Origin of the sequence: Streptomyces prunicolor (assembly GCF_045162825.1) — a bacterium.
Taxonomy (GTDB): Bacteria; Actinomycetota; Actinomycetes; order Streptomycetales; family Streptomycetaceae; genus Streptomyces; species Streptomyces prunicolor.
On sequence record NZ_CP108676.1, the window covers coordinates 3240368 to 3254172 of the forward strand.

Below are 13805 nucleotides of genomic sequence, written 5' to 3' on the forward strand. Positions count from 1 at the left end.
GCAGGATGAGAGCATGCCTTCCTCGCCGTGGCCTTCCTCCGGCCTGCTCGATCTTGCTCCCGTACTGCCCGTCGTCGTCATCGAGGACGTCGCCGACGCGGTGCCGCTCGCGCGGGCGCTGGTGGCGGGTGGGTTGCCGGCGATCGAGGTGACCTTGCGGACTCCGGTCGCACTTGACGCCTTGCGGGCCATCGCGGGTGAGGTGCCGGGGGCCGTGGTCGGGGCCGGGACCGTGCTGACTCCGGGGCAGGTGAAGGAGTGCGTGGCGGCCGGGGCGCGGTTCCTGGTCAGTCCCGGGTGGACCGAGTTGCTGCTGGAGGCCATGCAGGGGTCCGGGGTGCCGTTCCTGCCGGGGGTGTCGACCACGTCGGAGGTGGTCGCGCTGTTGGAGCGCGGGGTGCGGGAGATGAAGTTCTTCCCGGCTCAGGCCTCGGGCGGCACGGCGTATCTCAGGGCGCTGGCGGGGCCGTTGCCACAGGCGCGGTTCTGTCCTACCGGGGGGATAGGGGTCAACTCCGCGCCGGAATACCTGGCGTTGCCCAACGTGGCCTGTGTGGGCGGGAGTTGGATGATTCCGGCGGATGCGGTGGCCGCGCGTGACTGGGGGCGGGTCGAGGTGCTGGCCCGGGAGGCGGCGGGGCTGCGCTCAGCGTAGGTGGGACGTGTCGTTAGCGTAGGTGGGACGTGTCGTTGAAGAGTCGTACGCTCGCGTTGCCGTCCGCGTAGTACGCCACGGCGGAGATCGAGGCCGCCGAGAGTTCCATGCGGAACAAGGACTCCGGTGGGGCGCCCAGGGCGAGTTGGACGAACGTCTTGATCGGGGTGACGTGGGTGACGAGGAGGACGGTGCGGCCCGCGTAGGCCGCGGTCAGCTTGTCCCGGGTGGCGGCGATGCGGGTTGCCGTGTCCGCGAAACTCTCGCCGCCGCCGGTGGGTTGGGCGGTGGGGTCGGCCAACCAGGTGGTCAGGTCTTCGGGGTAACGCTCGCGTACCTCGCCGAAGGTGAGACCCTCCCAGGCGCCGAAGTCCGTTTCTCGCAGGCCCTCTTCGATCGTCACGTCCAGGCCGAGGCGGTTCGCTACGGCTGCGGCGGTTTCTCTCGTGCGGGTGAGGGGGGAGGCGATGATGTGCTGGATCGTGCCTCGGGTTGCCAACGCGGTTGCGGCTCGCTCCGCCTGGTCGCGGCCGACGTTCGAGAGGGCGGGGTTGGTGCCGCCGCTGCCTGAGAAACGCTTTTGGGGGGTGAGGGGGGTTTCGCCGTGGCGTAGGAGGACGAAGGTTGCGGGGGCGCCCATGTCTGCGGGGGCCCAACCTGGGGTGGGGGTCGCTACGTTGCGGGCTGCGCGGGTGTCGGCTGTGGTTTTGTCGGTTGTCTTCAGAGTGCGGGTGAGTGGGGGCTGGTCGCGCAGTTCCCCGCGCCCCTTAGGTGTCTCGCCTGAGCCCGCACTGAAAGGCCCCGCATGTGTCCCGCGCCCCTTAAGGGCATCGCCTGAGCCCGTGCTGGAAAGCTGGGCGCGTCCGCCGTCCTGAAAAGCCTCAGCCGAGCCTGCGCTGGAAAGTCCCGCATGTGTCCCGCGCCCCTTAAGGGCATCGCCTGAGCCCGTGCTGGAAAGCTGGGCGCGTCCGCGGCCCTGAAAAGCCTCAGCTGAGCCTGTGCTGCGAAGTTCCGCCGTCGACTCTGACGCCGACCACTGCTCGCCCCGCTTCCCCGCGTCCATCGCCTCGTTGGCCAAGCGGTCCGCGTGTTTGTTCTGGGCTCTGGGGATCCACTCGTACGTCACCTGGTCCGGCGGGAAGACGGTGGCCGCCTCTGCCGCCAGGGGCTTCATGTCGGGGTGTTTGATCTTCCAGCGGCCCGACATCTGTTCCACGACCAGCTTGGAGTCCATGCGGACGTGGACGGAGGCCGAGGGGTCCAGGGCGTGGGCCGTGCGGAGGCCCGCCAACAAGCCCCGGTACTCGGCGACGTTGTTCGTGGCGACGCCGATGTACTCGGCCGCCTCCGCCAGCGTCTCTCCCGTCGTCGCGTCGATGACGACGCTGCCGTAGCCCGCGGGACCCGGGTTTCCCCGGGAACCGCCGTCCGCCTCGACGATGAACTCCCGCACGGCGCAAGCTCCTTACAGGCCGGAGTCGGACGTACGTACCAGGATGCGGCGGCAGTTCTCGCAGCGGACGACCGTGTCGGGGGCCGCCGCGCGGACCTCGTTGAAGTCGGTGATGGCGAGCTCCTGGCGGCAGCCCTGGCAGGTGCGCTGGTACAGCTTGGCCGCGCCGATGCCGCCCTGCTGCTGGCGGAGCTTGTCGTAGAGCTTGAGGAGGTCCGCGGGGATGGTGGCCGAGACGACCTCGCGCTCCTTCTCGGCCGTGGCCTCGTCGGCGTCGAGGGTCTCGTAGGCGGCGTCGCGGCGGGCGGTCGCGTCGTCGATCCTGCCCTGCACGGAACCGACCCGCTCGGTCAGTTCGGCGGTGCGCTCCTGCGCGGACTCACGGCGCTCCATGACCTCCAGGACGATGTCCTCCAGGTCGCCCTGGCGCTTGGCGAGGGAGACGATCTCGCGCTGGAGGTTCTCCAGGTCCTTGGGCGAGGTGACGGCGCCGGAGTCGAGGCGCTGCTGGTCGCGGGTGGCGCGCTGGCGCACCTGGTCCACGTCCTGCTCGGCCTTGGTCTGCTCGCGGGCGCAGTCGCTCTCCTCGGTCTGCACGGCCACGAGCAGGTCGCGCAGCTGGGTGAGGTCCTTGGTCAGCGAGTCGATCTCGGCGTGCTCGGGCAGGGAGTTGCGCTTGTGCGCGAGCTGCGACAGGCGTACGTCGAGGGCCTGGACGTCGAGAAGTCGGATCTGGTCGGCGGGCGCGGCGTTCAGTTGGGGGCTCCCATTGAGTCTGGTGTGGTGGTGGACGCCGCGTGGGCGGTCCAGGGGTCGGTGACCGTCTTGGAGACGTGGACCCTGAGGTCCCATCCCTCGCGGTCGGAGATCTCGTCGAGCTGGGCTGCGGCCAGCTCGCACCAGGGCCACTCGGTGGCCCAGTGCGCCGCGTCGAGCAGCGCGAGAGGGTTTTGAGAATTTTGGGGGTTCTGAGAGTTTTGGGCGCGAGCCTCGGAGACCGGGTGGTGGCGGAGGTCCGCTGTCAGGAACGCGTCCACGCCTGCCGCTCGTACGTCGTCGAAGAGGCCGTCGCCGGAGCCGCCGCTCACCGCGACCCGGTGGACCAGGGCCTCGGGGTCGCCCGCGACGCGGATGCCCTGCGCCGTGGCGGGCAGGCGCTCGGCGGCGCGGGCCGCGAGCTCGCGGACGGTCAGGGGGTGGTCCAGCTCGCAGATCCGGCCCAGGCCCCTGCGGCCCTCCGGATCGGTCGGGTCCGGTACGAGCGGTCCTACGACCCTGAGGTCCAGCGCGCCCGCGAGGGCGTCGGAGACTCCCGGGTCGGCGCGGTCGGCATTGGTGTGGGCGACGTGCAGCGCGATGTCGTGCTTGATCAGGGTGTGCACCACGCGGCCCTTGAAGGTGGAGGCCGCGACCGTGGTCGTACCGCGCAGGTAGAGGGGGTGGTGGGTGACCAGCAGGTCGGCGCCCAGCTTCACGGCCTCGTCGACGATGTCCTGCACCGGGTCGACGGCGAACAGCACGCGCGTGACGTCCTGGTCCGGGTCGCCCACGACGGTGCCGACCGCGTCCCAGGACTCGGCCCGCTCGGCGGGCCACAGGTTCTCCAGCGCGGCGATGACTTCGGACAGGCGGGGTACGGACTGACGGGGCACGGGGAAAGGCTACCTGGCCGGGCTGAGCGGCTGAACCGCTGAAGCAGCCGTATGCGGGCCTACGACCCCGTTCAGCACACCCGCCCCGGTTTCCTCAGGCGAATCGTTACTTGGCCACCCTTATTGGTGAAGCGGCTGCTCATCGGTCCCACGTCCGTACGTGCGAAAACTAGTTTCGTCGCCGGAGGTGATCGAACCATGACGGCCTGTGCGATCGAGCCCACGGCGGCGGACGAGGACGAGGACAGGGACGACCGCGGAGACGAGTGCGGGGACGAGCGCTGGGACGACTGCGGGGTCCCGCGGAACGGTGGCACCGTGTGTGCGATCACCGCGGACGGGGCGTACGCCGCCCGTCTCGCGCCGGCCGGCGACTGTCTGTTCCCGGAGCGGTGGACGCTGGACGGCCCCGAGCCGTACGCCGTGCCGCTGCCCGGCAACCAGCCCGAGGAGCCCGGCACCGAGGTGCAGCCGATGAGCGACGGGCGGGTGCTCATCCGGCGGCTGGTCGACGGGCGGCACGCGTTCTCGCTGCTCTACCCGACCGGCCCGGGCACCGGTGAGCTGCCGCTCGGCGCGGTCGAGTGCCCGGACCCGGACACCCGGCTGCGGCTGCTGCCGCCCGCACCGGGGGGCGAGAAGGCGTACGCCCTCGCCGTGGGCCGGCGTTCGACCGCCGTGTGGCTGGTGGCGGGCGGGGCGTTCGGTCCTGAGCATCTCGCGATGGTCCCGGGGCGGTGCTCGGGCGGGGTCTGGCTGGACCGGGCGGGGCGGATGCTGGCCCTGGACCGGGAGGTCGGCGGGCGGACCAAGGCGATCGTGGTGGACCTGGAGCGGGACGGGGAGGTGTCGCCGCTGCTGCAGATCGCCGCGGACAGCGACGACCGGCTGCTGGCCGCCGATCCCGACAGCGGGCTGCTCCTCATCAGCTCGGACGCGCCGTCGCCGGGGCGGGAGCAGCGGCTGGGCTGGGGAGTGATCGGCTCCACGCTGCCGGTGCGGTTCCCGGAGTGCCTGCGGCTGCCGGACTGCACGGTGACGCCGTTCGCGATCCAGCCGGGGCAGGTGCTGATGCCGGAGAACTGCGGGGTGGCGCTGCGCGTCGACGGCCCGGCCGGCACCTGGTTCGCCGTATGGCGGCCCGCGGAGCGGCAGTTGCTCCAACTCCCGGCGCCGGAGGGGTGGTTGGCGGGTGCCGGGCTGTGGACCGAGAGCGGGGTGCTGCAACTGCCGTACGCCACACGGGAAGTGCCGTGCGGTGTGGCGCGGTTCGCGGTGCCCAGGGGGGCGGGGGGAACGGGGGACGCGGGGAGCCCGGGGGTGGGGGCCCCTGTGGCTGCGGGGGGAACGGGGGGTTCCGGGGGTACGGGGGGTACGGGGGGTACGGGGGAAACACGCCCGGGGGATCCGGTTCGGGGTGGGACGGTGGGCGCGCCTGGGGAGGCCGCGCCGGTGCCGTCACCGCCCTCGGAACCGGATCCTCCGGTGCCGGTCGCGCCGCGTCCGGTGCCCTTGCGGGAAGCTCCACTCAACGGCCGGGTGGCCGTCGGGTAACAAAGTGGTGCGGCTCGGTAACGAACTCGTCCCGGACGGCAGGCCGTCTCGCTTCACCCCGGGCACGGCTGGATAAGATCGTCGGGCTGTATGAAGGATCATGTTGCTACGGGGTGAAGTTTCCGATGAACGACACGAACACCGCGCAGACCATGTCTGCCGACACACACGAGGCCTCCGGTCACGGCAAGCACCGGGGCCCGGTCTCGGCGCAGGACGGCGACGCCGCCGCCCACGGCCGGCACCGCAAGCCGTCCGAGCAGTCCACGCAGTCGAAGTACGCGGCTGTCTGACGACACGTCAGGCGCCTTGCACCAACTCGCACGACACGGCCCCGCTCGTCTCCGGACGGGCGGGGCCGTTTGTCATCCCGTGCCGGGTTCCCGCTTGAGTCCCAGCACCTCCGCCGCCGCGAAGGTCTCCCCCGGCGGTCGCTCCGCGTAGTGCGGAGTGAGTACGGCGTCCAGCTCGTCGTAGCTGAAGACGTCCTGCTTGCTGTCGAACTTAGCCTGGACGTGCGGGCGTTCGACGATCGCGACCATTCCGCCGTGGACGACGAGCAGCTGTCCGTTGACGCGTTCGGCGGCGGGTGAGGCCAAGTAGCCGACGAGCGGGGCGACATGCTCGGGGGCGAGGGGGTCGAGGCCGTCTTCGGGCTCCTGGAAACCGGCGAAGACGTCCTCGGTCATCCGGGTGCGGGCGCGTGGGCAGATGGCGTTCGCGGTGACGCCGTACTTGGCGAGAGCGAGGGCCGTGGAGGTGGTCAGGCCGACGATTCCGCCTTTCGCGGCAGCGTAGTTGGGCTGTCCGGCCGAACCCGCGAGGTAGGCCTCGGACGAGGTGTTCACGATCCGGCCGTACACCGGTGCGCCGGTCGCCTTGGAGCGCTCGCGCCAGTGCCGGGCCGCGAAGTGGGTCGTGTTGAAGTGGCCCTTGAGGTGGACCCGGATCACCGCGTCCCACTCGCCCTCCGTCATGGAGAAGACCATGCGGTCGCGCAGGATGCCCGCGTTGTTGACGAGGATGTCGAGCCCGCCGAACTCGGCGATCGCCACCTCGACCAGTTCGGCGGCCTGTTGGAAGTCGGCCACGTCCCCGGTGTGAGCGGTGGCGCGTCCGCCCGCCGCGCGGATCTCGGCGGCGACCTCTTCGGCGGGACCGGCGGACGCCTCCCCCGAACCGTCCCGGCCCGGCTGCCCGTAGTCGTTGACGACGACGGCCGCGCCGAGCCGGCCGAGTTCCAGCGCCTCCGCCCGGCCGAGGCCGCGTCCGGCGCCGGTGACGATCGCGGCGAGTCCTTCAAGTGGCAGCGTCATCAAGGTCCTTTCGGTGGAAGAGACGCCCGCAGATCGGCTCGGATCCCCCAGATCCCTCAGATCTCGATGCACGTGCGCAGGGCCGTCCCCTGGCGCATCTGGTCGAGGGCCTCGTTGATGTCGGCCAGCGGCACCCGGTGGGTGATCAGGCTCTCCAGGTCTACGCGGCCCGCCCGCCACAGGGCGATCGTGCGCTCGTAAGAACGCAGCACGTCTCCCCCGCCGTACATCGAGGGCAGGATGCGCTTCTCGTCGAAGAACAGCTCGAACATGCTGAGTTGGAGATAGTCGTCGAGGGCGCCCGCGCCGACGACGACGAGGGTGCCGCCGCGGCGGGTGTTCTCGTAGGCGGTGCGGGCGGTGGCGGAACGGCCGACGACCTCGAAGACGTAGTCGAACCCCTCGCCGCCGGTGACCTGTTGCTTGGCATCGGGCAGCTCGTCCGGCGAAATCGCCCTCGTGGCACCGAACTTGAGCGCGGCCTCGCGGCGGGAGGCGACCGGGTCGACGGCGACGATCTCGGCGGCACCCTTGAGCCGTGCACCCTGGATCGCGGAGATGCCGACGCCCCCGCAGCCGATCACGGCGACCGACGAACCGGCTTCCACGTCGGCGGTGTTGAGGGCGGCGCCGAGTCCGGTGGTGACGCCGCAGCCGATGAGGGCGGCGATGTCGAAGGGCACGTCGTCGGGGATCGGCACGGCGCAGCCCGCGTCGACGACGACCTCCTCGGCGAAGGTGCCAGTGCCCGCGAAGCCGAACACATCGCCGCTGGGGCGCTTGAAGTTGGGGGTGCCCGCGTTCATGAACCCGGCCAGGCACAGCTGGGTCTGGCCGCGCTTGCAGGCGGGACACACCCCGCAGGCCGGCAGCCAGCAGACGACGACCCGGTCACCCGGCTTCAAGTGGGTTACGCCCTCGCCGACTTCGAGGATCTCGCCCGCGCCCTCGTGTCCGGGGACGAAGGGTGCGGGCTGTGGCAGTACGCCCGCCATCGCGGACAGGTCCGAGTGGCACAGCCCCGTGGCGCGCACCCGGATCCTGACCCGGCCGGGCCCGAAGCCCGTCGCCTCGACGTCGTCGAGGACCTCCAGTTTGTCCTGGCCTATCTCGTGCAGTACGGCTGCGAGCATGGTGCGGCTCCCCTCAACTCGGGTCAACTCTGGCCTGGATCAGGCGTGTTCGACGATCGTGTCGGCGAGGACGGGTGCGTCGTCCCGTTCCACGGCGCTCACCGCGACCCGCACCACGCCGGCTCCGGCTCCGGCTCCGGCTCCGGCTCCGGCTCCGGCATCACCCTGCCGCCACATGCGGATGCGCAGCGTCTCGCCGGGGAACACCACTCCGGCGAACCGTGTGTCGTAGGCGCGCACCCGGCTCACATCGCCGTCGAGCAACGTGTCGACGACCGCCTTCAGCGTCATGCCGTAGGTGCACAGCCCGTGCAGGATGGGCCGGTCGAACCCGGCGAGCTTGGCGAACTCGGGGTCGGCGTGCAGGGGGTTCCAGTCGCCGGAGAGGCGGTAGAGGAGGGCCTGGTCCTCGCGGATCCCGCGTTCAACCACCTTGTCGGGGGCGCCTGTTGGTGGTTCGAGGCGGGTGGAGGGGCCGCGGTCGCCGCCCCAGCCGCCTTCCCCCCGTACGAAGATCTGCGCGTCGTTCGTCCACAACGGCCCGTCGGCGTCGGCGACTTCGGTGCGCATGACGAGGACGGCCGCCTTGCCCTTGTCGTAGACGGCGGCGATGTGGCCGGTGCTGGTCGCGGTGGACTCGGCCGGGATCGGGCGGTGCAGGCGCAGGGACTGGCCGCCGTGCAGGACGCGGGCGAGGTCGACCTCGATGCCGGGCATGGACAGGCCGCTGATCACGCCGGGTGAGCCGTTGCCCGCGACGGTGGCGAAACTCGGCAGGACGTGCAGCCGGGACTCCAAGGTGTAGCGCAGCTCGTCGGGGTCGGTCGCGGGGGTGCCCGCGCCGAGGCCGAGGTGGTAGAGCTGGACGTCCTTGGTGGTCCAGGAGATCTCGCCGGTCCGGGGTTCGGCCGCGAGGGCCTGGGCTGCGTCGATGGGCATGGGGCTCCTGATCGCCGGTGGTCGAAGACCTCGGTGCGGCCGTCCGCACCGTCGGCCGCACCGAGGTCGTCACGGGCCGACCTAGAACGCGTTCCAGTCCGGCGCCCTTCTGTATAGCCGAGCGCCCCGCACTTGTGAAGGCTCCTGACGGTGCGTCAGGTGGGTGTCGGTACCGGCGCCCGTACCGGCATCTGTTCCGGCATCCGTACCCGCGTCCGTTCCGGCACCCGTGACATTTGTCCTGCCCGAGTCCGTACATGCGCATCTGCCGGGCGAGGGGTACGGATCCGTAGCGTCGTAGCCATGACACAGACAGGTGGGGCGGCGGTCAGGACGGCAGGCGGGACGTCAGACCGGTCAGAGCGTGCCGTGTCCTTCGCGGGGGCGGTCAAGAACTTCGGCGCGGTGCGTGCCGTGGACGGTGTGGACCTGGAGATCGGGCGCGGCGAGACGGTCGCGCTGCTCGGCCGCAACGGTGCGGGCAAGTCGACGACGATCTCACTGCTGCTCGGGCTGAACGCGCCCGACTCCGGCACCGTCGAACTCTTCGGCGGGGCACCGGAGTCGGCCGTACGGAACGGCCTGGTCGGGGCGATGTTGCAGGAGTCGCGGGCGGTGCCCCGGGTCACCGTCGGCGAGCTGGTCGCGTTCGTCGCCCGGCGCTATCCGGCGCCGATGCCCGTCGCGCAGGCCCTGGAACTGGCCGGTATCGGCGAGCTGGCCGGGCGGCGGGTGGACCGGCTGTCGGGCGGGCAGACACAGCGCGTGCGGTTCGCCGTGGCGCTGGCCGGGAACCCGTCGCTGATCGTGCTCGACGAGCCGACCGCGGCGCTGGACGTGGAGGCGCGGCACGCGTTCTGGCAGTCGATGCGGACCTTCGCCCGGCGCGGGCACACCGTCCTGTTCTCCACGCACTACCTGGAGGAGGCCGACGCGCACGCCGACCGCATCGTCGTCATCGACCGCGGCCGGATCGTCGCGGACGGCACCGCCGAGCAGCTCAAGCGGGCGGCCGGCGGCAGCCTCGTCTCCTTCGACCTGGCGGGCCGCGCCACCGAGGGTCTCGCCCAGCTGCCCGGCGTACGGACCGTCGAAGTACGCGGCGACCGCGCCCTGCTCCGCACCGACGACTCGGACGCGACCGTGCGCGCACTGGCTGACCTGGACGCGATCCACGGCCTGGAGGTCACCCCGGCCTCCCTCGACGACGCGTTCCTGGCACTGACGGCACACGAACTCGAACCCGAACTGGAGACGGTGTGATGCGCGACTGCCTGCGGCTCGCAGGCCGCCGGACCACACGCGACCCCGGCCCGGTGACCGGCGGCACGGCCACGACCCGCCGCCGCAAAGCCACCCCCGCTTCCCCGAACAGCACCTTCCCCGAGACGGAGACCGTCCGATGATCGACTACCTGCGCCTCGAAGTACGCCGGACCCTGCGCGACGTCGGCTTCGTGATCGGCGGGATCGCGATGCCGGTGATGATGTACCTGCTGTTCACGAACCTCGGCGGTGACGACAGCGGCTACAAGGCCACGGCGATGGTCGGCATGGCCGCCTACGGCGCGGTCGGCTCCGCGCTCAACACCGGGGGCGGGGTCGCCGAGGACCGGGCGATCGGCTGGCTCAGGCAACTGCGGGTGACGCCGATGACCCCGCGTCAGGTCGTGCTGGGCCGGGCGCTGACCGGTTCGGTGACCGTGCTGCCCGCGATCGCCGCGGTGCTCGCGGCGGGCGGCCTGGTCAACGGCGTACGGATGGACGCCTGGCAGTGGGCGGCGATCGCGCTGCTGCTGTGGCTCGGCTCGATCCCCTTCACCCTGCTCGGCCTCGGCAACGGCTACGGGCTCACCTCCCAGACCACCGGCGTCGCGAACATGGCCTGCAACCTGGGGCTCTCGGTGATCGGTGGCCTGTGGTTCCCGATCAGCCTCTTCCCCGGCTGGCTGCGCGCGATCTCCCACTACACCCCGACCAACCGCTTCGCCGAACTCGGCACCTCCGTCGCGGACGGGCACGCCCCGGCACTCGGCGCGATCGTGGTCCTGACGGCTTGGCTGCTCGCGTTCGGTTCGTACGCTGTGCTGGCGTACCGCCGGACCGGGCGGACCGTGTGACCGGGGGAGCGAGAAAGATGTCCTGGATACAAGGGATCACCTGCCAGCTACGGCACTGGCGGGCGGCGCGGGCCCAATGGCGGGCCGACATGGCGGAGTTCAAGGCCGCGCAGAAGGACGGGCGCCGCAAGGGCGAGTGGCCCGAGAACCCGGGTCCGCCGCCGAACGGCTTCTCCCTGCTGCCGTGGCTGCTGATGGGGATGGGCTCCTTCTCCAACCTCCTCCAGGGCAAGACCCCCAACCCCTGGATCGGCGGCCTGGGCCTGCTGATCTTCAACTCCCTCTACATCAACGTCGTCTTCCGCTCCTTCGTGAAGGAGAAGCGCGAGGCGGTCTCGACCCGGCTGGCACTCCTCACGATGGGCCTGGTCACCTGCGGCCTCGCCCTCGGCTACGGCGGCAACTGGCTGTACTTCTTCCCGCTGCTCGGCCTCGCCACCGGCGCCTGCCTGCGCGGACCGCGGCTCGGCCAGGTCGGCATCGCCCTGGCCGTCCTGGCGGGTACCGTCTCCGGCATCCGGGCGGGCACGGCCGCCATCAACATCGCCTACGGCACGTTCCTGTCCACGATGGTGACCGCGGCGATCCTCTCCCTCTCCGAAGCCGTACGCGAACTGCGCGCCGCCCGCGAGGAGTTGGCGCGCCGCGCGGTCGAGAAGGAACGCATGCGGTTCTCCCGCGACCTGCACGACCTGCTCGGGCACACCCTCTCGGTGATCGTCGTGAAGTCGGAGGCGGCCCGGCGCCTCGCACCCCGCGACATGGACGCCGCGCTCGACCAGATCACCGACATCGAATCGGTCGGTCGGCAGGCGCTCACCGAGATCCGCGAGGCCGTCACCGGCTACCGCGAGGGCAGCCTCGCCACCGAACTGGACCGCGCCCGCTCCGCGTTGTCCGCCGCCGACATCGCCCCGGTCGTCCGCCAGTCGGGCCCACCCCTGACCCCGCAGAACGAGGCCCTGCTGAGCTGGGTGGTCCGCGAGGCGGTCACCAACGTCCTACGGCACAGCGGCGCGACCCGTTGCGAGATCACCCTCGACGGCGTCCTGGACCGCGTACGCCTGACGATCGCGGACGACGGCCCCGAGGACGGAGGGACGGCGGCGACCGGCCCCGCCGAGGGCATCGGCATCGGCGGAACCGGTCTGAAGGGCCTGACCGAACGCCTCGCGACGGCGGGCGGCTCCCTACGGGCCGGCCCGTCGCCACGCGGCGGCTTCACGGTCACCGCCGAACTCCCGGTGGAGGCAGCGGAGTTGACGTCCTCCGGCGTGGCTGCTTCCGGGTCTACGGCGCCCAGGGAGCCGTAACGACCCAACTCACGTCGTCCGTCCACGAGGTGGCACTGTCGAAGGCGTTCGAGCCGCCGTCGCTCGCGATGTAGACGTTGTAGTTGTAGTGCCGGAGATATCTGGTCGGGTAGTTGTACGACGCGAACGAGGTGCCCGTGCCGCTCTTGCCGGTCGAGGCGCAGAACGTGGCGTCCTGTCTGAACTGCGTTGTCCCGACCATGGGTTGGCGGTAGAGCTGGTAGTTGTAGTGCCGCAGGAAGTCGCCCGGGTAGTTCCGTGACTCGAACGAATAGCAGGAACTGTCGGCGAGTCCCCTGCGGACGATCCAGGTGGCATCGCCCTTGTCGAGCGTCGCACTGCTGGACGTGATGGCCGAGAGCACCGCCGCGTTGTTCTGGTGGCGGATGTAGTCGGCCGTGCAGCACGAGGTGGTCGCGCGCAGCGAGATCTCCGAACCGGCCGCCAGTGTCCCGGTGGTCCCGGTCGAGCCGCCGTAGCCGACGGACACGATGTTGGCCTGTACGGAGTTGTCGGCGGCGTCCGTCGGAATGCCGGCGGTCATGACGCCCTCGAAGAACGAGCCGATGGAGCCGTTGCTGTTGTCGCCGCCGGTGCCCAGGACGATGGCGCCCTCCTGGTGCATGGGCGAGTATCCACTCGTGGTGGGTTCACCCCCGGAATAGCTGGTCGTGAGACTCCCCGACTGCGCATTCCCGTATTTCAGCGCGAAATGGTCCTGACCGTTGTTTTTCAGCAAAGCGGTGACGAACGGTATCGCTCCGGTGCCGGTGTTCGCCGTGTTCTTGCTGTACCCGGAGTCCGACTGGAACAGCCCGTTCTCCAGGTCGGCCTGCACCCAGGGACCACTGCCGTAGCAGGGGGCGAACCAGCACTCCGTACCGAAGTTGATCGCGTCCATGTGACCGTTGCCGGTGTCCTGGTTGTTGGTCTCCGCGTTGCCGTAGTCGAAGCAGCAACTGCCGTTGACGTGGGTGCCCGAGGTCACCATGTACATCCCCTCGGCGGCGCCGTTCGTGGCCACGCCCGAGGTGGAGTTGTCGCGGTAGCCCATGCCGGCCGAGATCTCCAGGCCGTAGACCTGATGCCCGCCGGCGGTCACCGGCAGCGCGTCCGCGGGCGAGCCGACATCGGCGACACCGGCCCCGCCCGCGCCCTCGATCGTGAGGTCGTTGTGGCGCGCGGACTGGTCGTAGATCTTGGTGATGATGCACGTCGTACCGGCACAGAACGAGTCCTGCGCCGCCGCGTTGGCATACCCACCGGCCGCCAGCAGGCCGATGTTCGCGGTGGCGCTGTCGGAGGCCCGCTGCACCTGGTACAGCGAGCCGTTGTACGAGGAGTAGAGCGCCCTGACGAGACTGTGCGCGGCGACGCAGGGCGTGCCGGCGGTGGCGTAGATGTCGCACGGCAGCGAGGTGGCGGCCGACGCCTGCGGAACGCCGACGGCCAGCGCGACGACGGTCACGAGCGCGGACAGTGCGGCCAGGGTGGCGTTTCTCAGCCGGCGCGGCCGGGTGCGGAGGAATCTCAAGAACACGGTGCACCTCATTCTGTTTCTGTTCCTGGTAGGGCGGTGCGGGTGGTTGACGCAGGTGCGGGTGCGGGTGCGGGTGCGGGTGCGGGTGCGGGTGCGGGTGCGGGTGCGGGTGGAGCATCGGCGCCCGATCC

General features: G+C 70.9%; 14 protein-coding genes. 7 read left to right on the forward strand and 7 right to left on the reverse strand.

The window, feature by feature from the left end:
* Positions 1-13 precede the first annotated feature (13 nt).
* Positions 14-655, forward strand: coding sequence for a bifunctional 4-hydroxy-2-oxoglutarate aldolase/2-dehydro-3-deoxy-phosphogluconate aldolase (locus OG588_RS14430; protein ID WP_405947632.1), 642 nt, complete (start codon positions 14-16; stop codon positions 653-655).
* Positions 656-668: 13 nt separating this feature from the next.
* On the opposite strand, the gene OG588_RS14435 is transcribed toward OG588_RS14430, so the two are convergent.
* The 3 genes from OG588_RS14435 to OG588_RS14445 are packed head-to-tail and all read right to left on the reverse strand — an operon-like array spanning position 669 to position 3760.
* Complete coding sequence (locus OG588_RS14435; RefSeq protein WP_405947633.1) at positions 669-2108, reverse strand: bifunctional RNase H/acid phosphatase; 1440 nt, start codon at positions 2106-2108, stop codon at positions 669-671.
* Positions 2109-2120: 12 nt separating this feature from the next.
* Complete coding sequence (locus OG588_RS14440) at positions 2121-2864, reverse strand: zinc ribbon domain-containing protein (protein ID WP_078623235.1); 744 nt, start codon at positions 2862-2864, stop codon at positions 2121-2123.
* A complete protein-coding gene (locus tag OG588_RS14445; RefSeq protein WP_366092297.1) occupies positions 2861-3760 on the reverse strand; it encodes a Nif3-like dinuclear metal center hexameric protein in 900 nt (299 codons plus the stop codon). The genes OG588_RS14440 and OG588_RS14445 overlap by 4 nt, the downstream gene beginning before the upstream one ends.
* 198 nt (positions 3761-3958) lie before the next feature.
* On the opposite strand from OG588_RS14445, the gene OG588_RS14450 reads away from it, so the two are divergent.
* Together OG588_RS14450 and OG588_RS14455 are read left to right on the forward strand one after the other, a co-directional pair.
* On the forward strand, positions 3959-5314 hold the full coding sequence (locus tag OG588_RS14450) for a hypothetical protein (protein WP_405947634.1): 1356 nt from the start codon (positions 3959-3961) through the stop codon (positions 5312-5314).
* Positions 5315-5439: 125 nt separating this feature from the next.
* On the forward strand, positions 5440-5607 hold the full coding sequence (locus OG588_RS14455; RefSeq protein ID WP_020684291.1) for a hypothetical protein: 168 nt from the start codon (positions 5440-5442) through the stop codon (positions 5605-5607).
* A 72-nt stretch (positions 5608-5679) separates the two neighbouring features.
* Here OG588_RS14455 and OG588_RS14460 read toward each other — a convergent pair whose 3' ends face one another.
* From OG588_RS14460 to OG588_RS14470, 3 genes are read right to left on the reverse strand one after another with little or no spacing between them, the layout of a single operon-like run.
* Positions 5680-6630: a 3-oxoacyl-ACP reductase gene (locus OG588_RS14460; RefSeq protein ID WP_405947635.1), complete on the reverse strand. Its 951-nt coding sequence runs from the start codon at positions 6628-6630 to the stop codon at positions 5680-5682.
* 56 nt (positions 6631-6686) lie between these two features.
* Positions 6687-7763 (reverse strand): Zn-dependent alcohol dehydrogenase, encoded by a 1077-nt coding sequence (locus OG588_RS14465; RefSeq protein ID WP_366092301.1) that lies wholly within the window; start codon positions 7761-7763, stop codon positions 6687-6689.
* 39 nt (positions 7764-7802) lie between these two features.
* Complete coding sequence (locus OG588_RS14470) at positions 7803-8702, reverse strand: MaoC/PaaZ C-terminal domain-containing protein (RefSeq protein WP_405947636.1); 900 nt, start codon at positions 8700-8702, stop codon at positions 7803-7805.
* Between the two features lie 369 nt (positions 8703-9071).
* Between OG588_RS14470 and OG588_RS14475 the strand changes: the two genes are divergently transcribed.
* Genes OG588_RS14475 through OG588_RS14490 form a run of 4 tightly spaced genes read left to right on the forward strand, consistent with a single transcriptional unit; the run spans position 9072 to position 12134 of the window.
* Complete coding sequence (locus OG588_RS14475) at positions 9072-9965, forward strand: ABC transporter ATP-binding protein (protein ID WP_405953118.1); 894 nt, start codon at positions 9072-9074, stop codon at positions 9963-9965.
* Positions 9965-10108 (forward strand): hypothetical protein, encoded by a 144-nt coding sequence (locus OG588_RS14480; RefSeq protein WP_405947637.1) that lies wholly within the window; start codon positions 9965-9967, stop codon positions 10106-10108. The genes OG588_RS14475 and OG588_RS14480 overlap by 1 nt, the downstream gene beginning before the upstream one ends.
* A complete protein-coding gene (locus OG588_RS14485; protein ID WP_405947638.1) occupies positions 10105-10821 on the forward strand; it encodes an ABC transporter permease in 717 nt (238 codons plus the stop codon). Before OG588_RS14480 ends, OG588_RS14485 begins: the two co-directional genes overlap by 4 nt.
* Positions 10822-10838: 17 nt before the next feature.
* The gene (locus OG588_RS14490) at positions 10839-12134 is read left to right on the forward strand and encodes a sensor histidine kinase (RefSeq protein WP_405947639.1); all 1296 of its coding nucleotides are present in this window, start codon (positions 10839-10841) and stop codon (positions 12132-12134) included.
* Here OG588_RS14490 and OG588_RS14495 read toward each other — a convergent pair.
* Complete coding sequence (locus tag OG588_RS14495; protein ID WP_405947640.1) at positions 12112-13674, reverse strand: alpha-L-arabinofuranosidase B; 1563 nt, start codon at positions 13672-13674, stop codon at positions 12112-12114. The two genes, OG588_RS14490 and OG588_RS14495, sit on opposite strands and share 23 nt — an antisense overlap.
* Between the last annotated feature and the right edge of the window lie 131 nt (positions 13675-13805).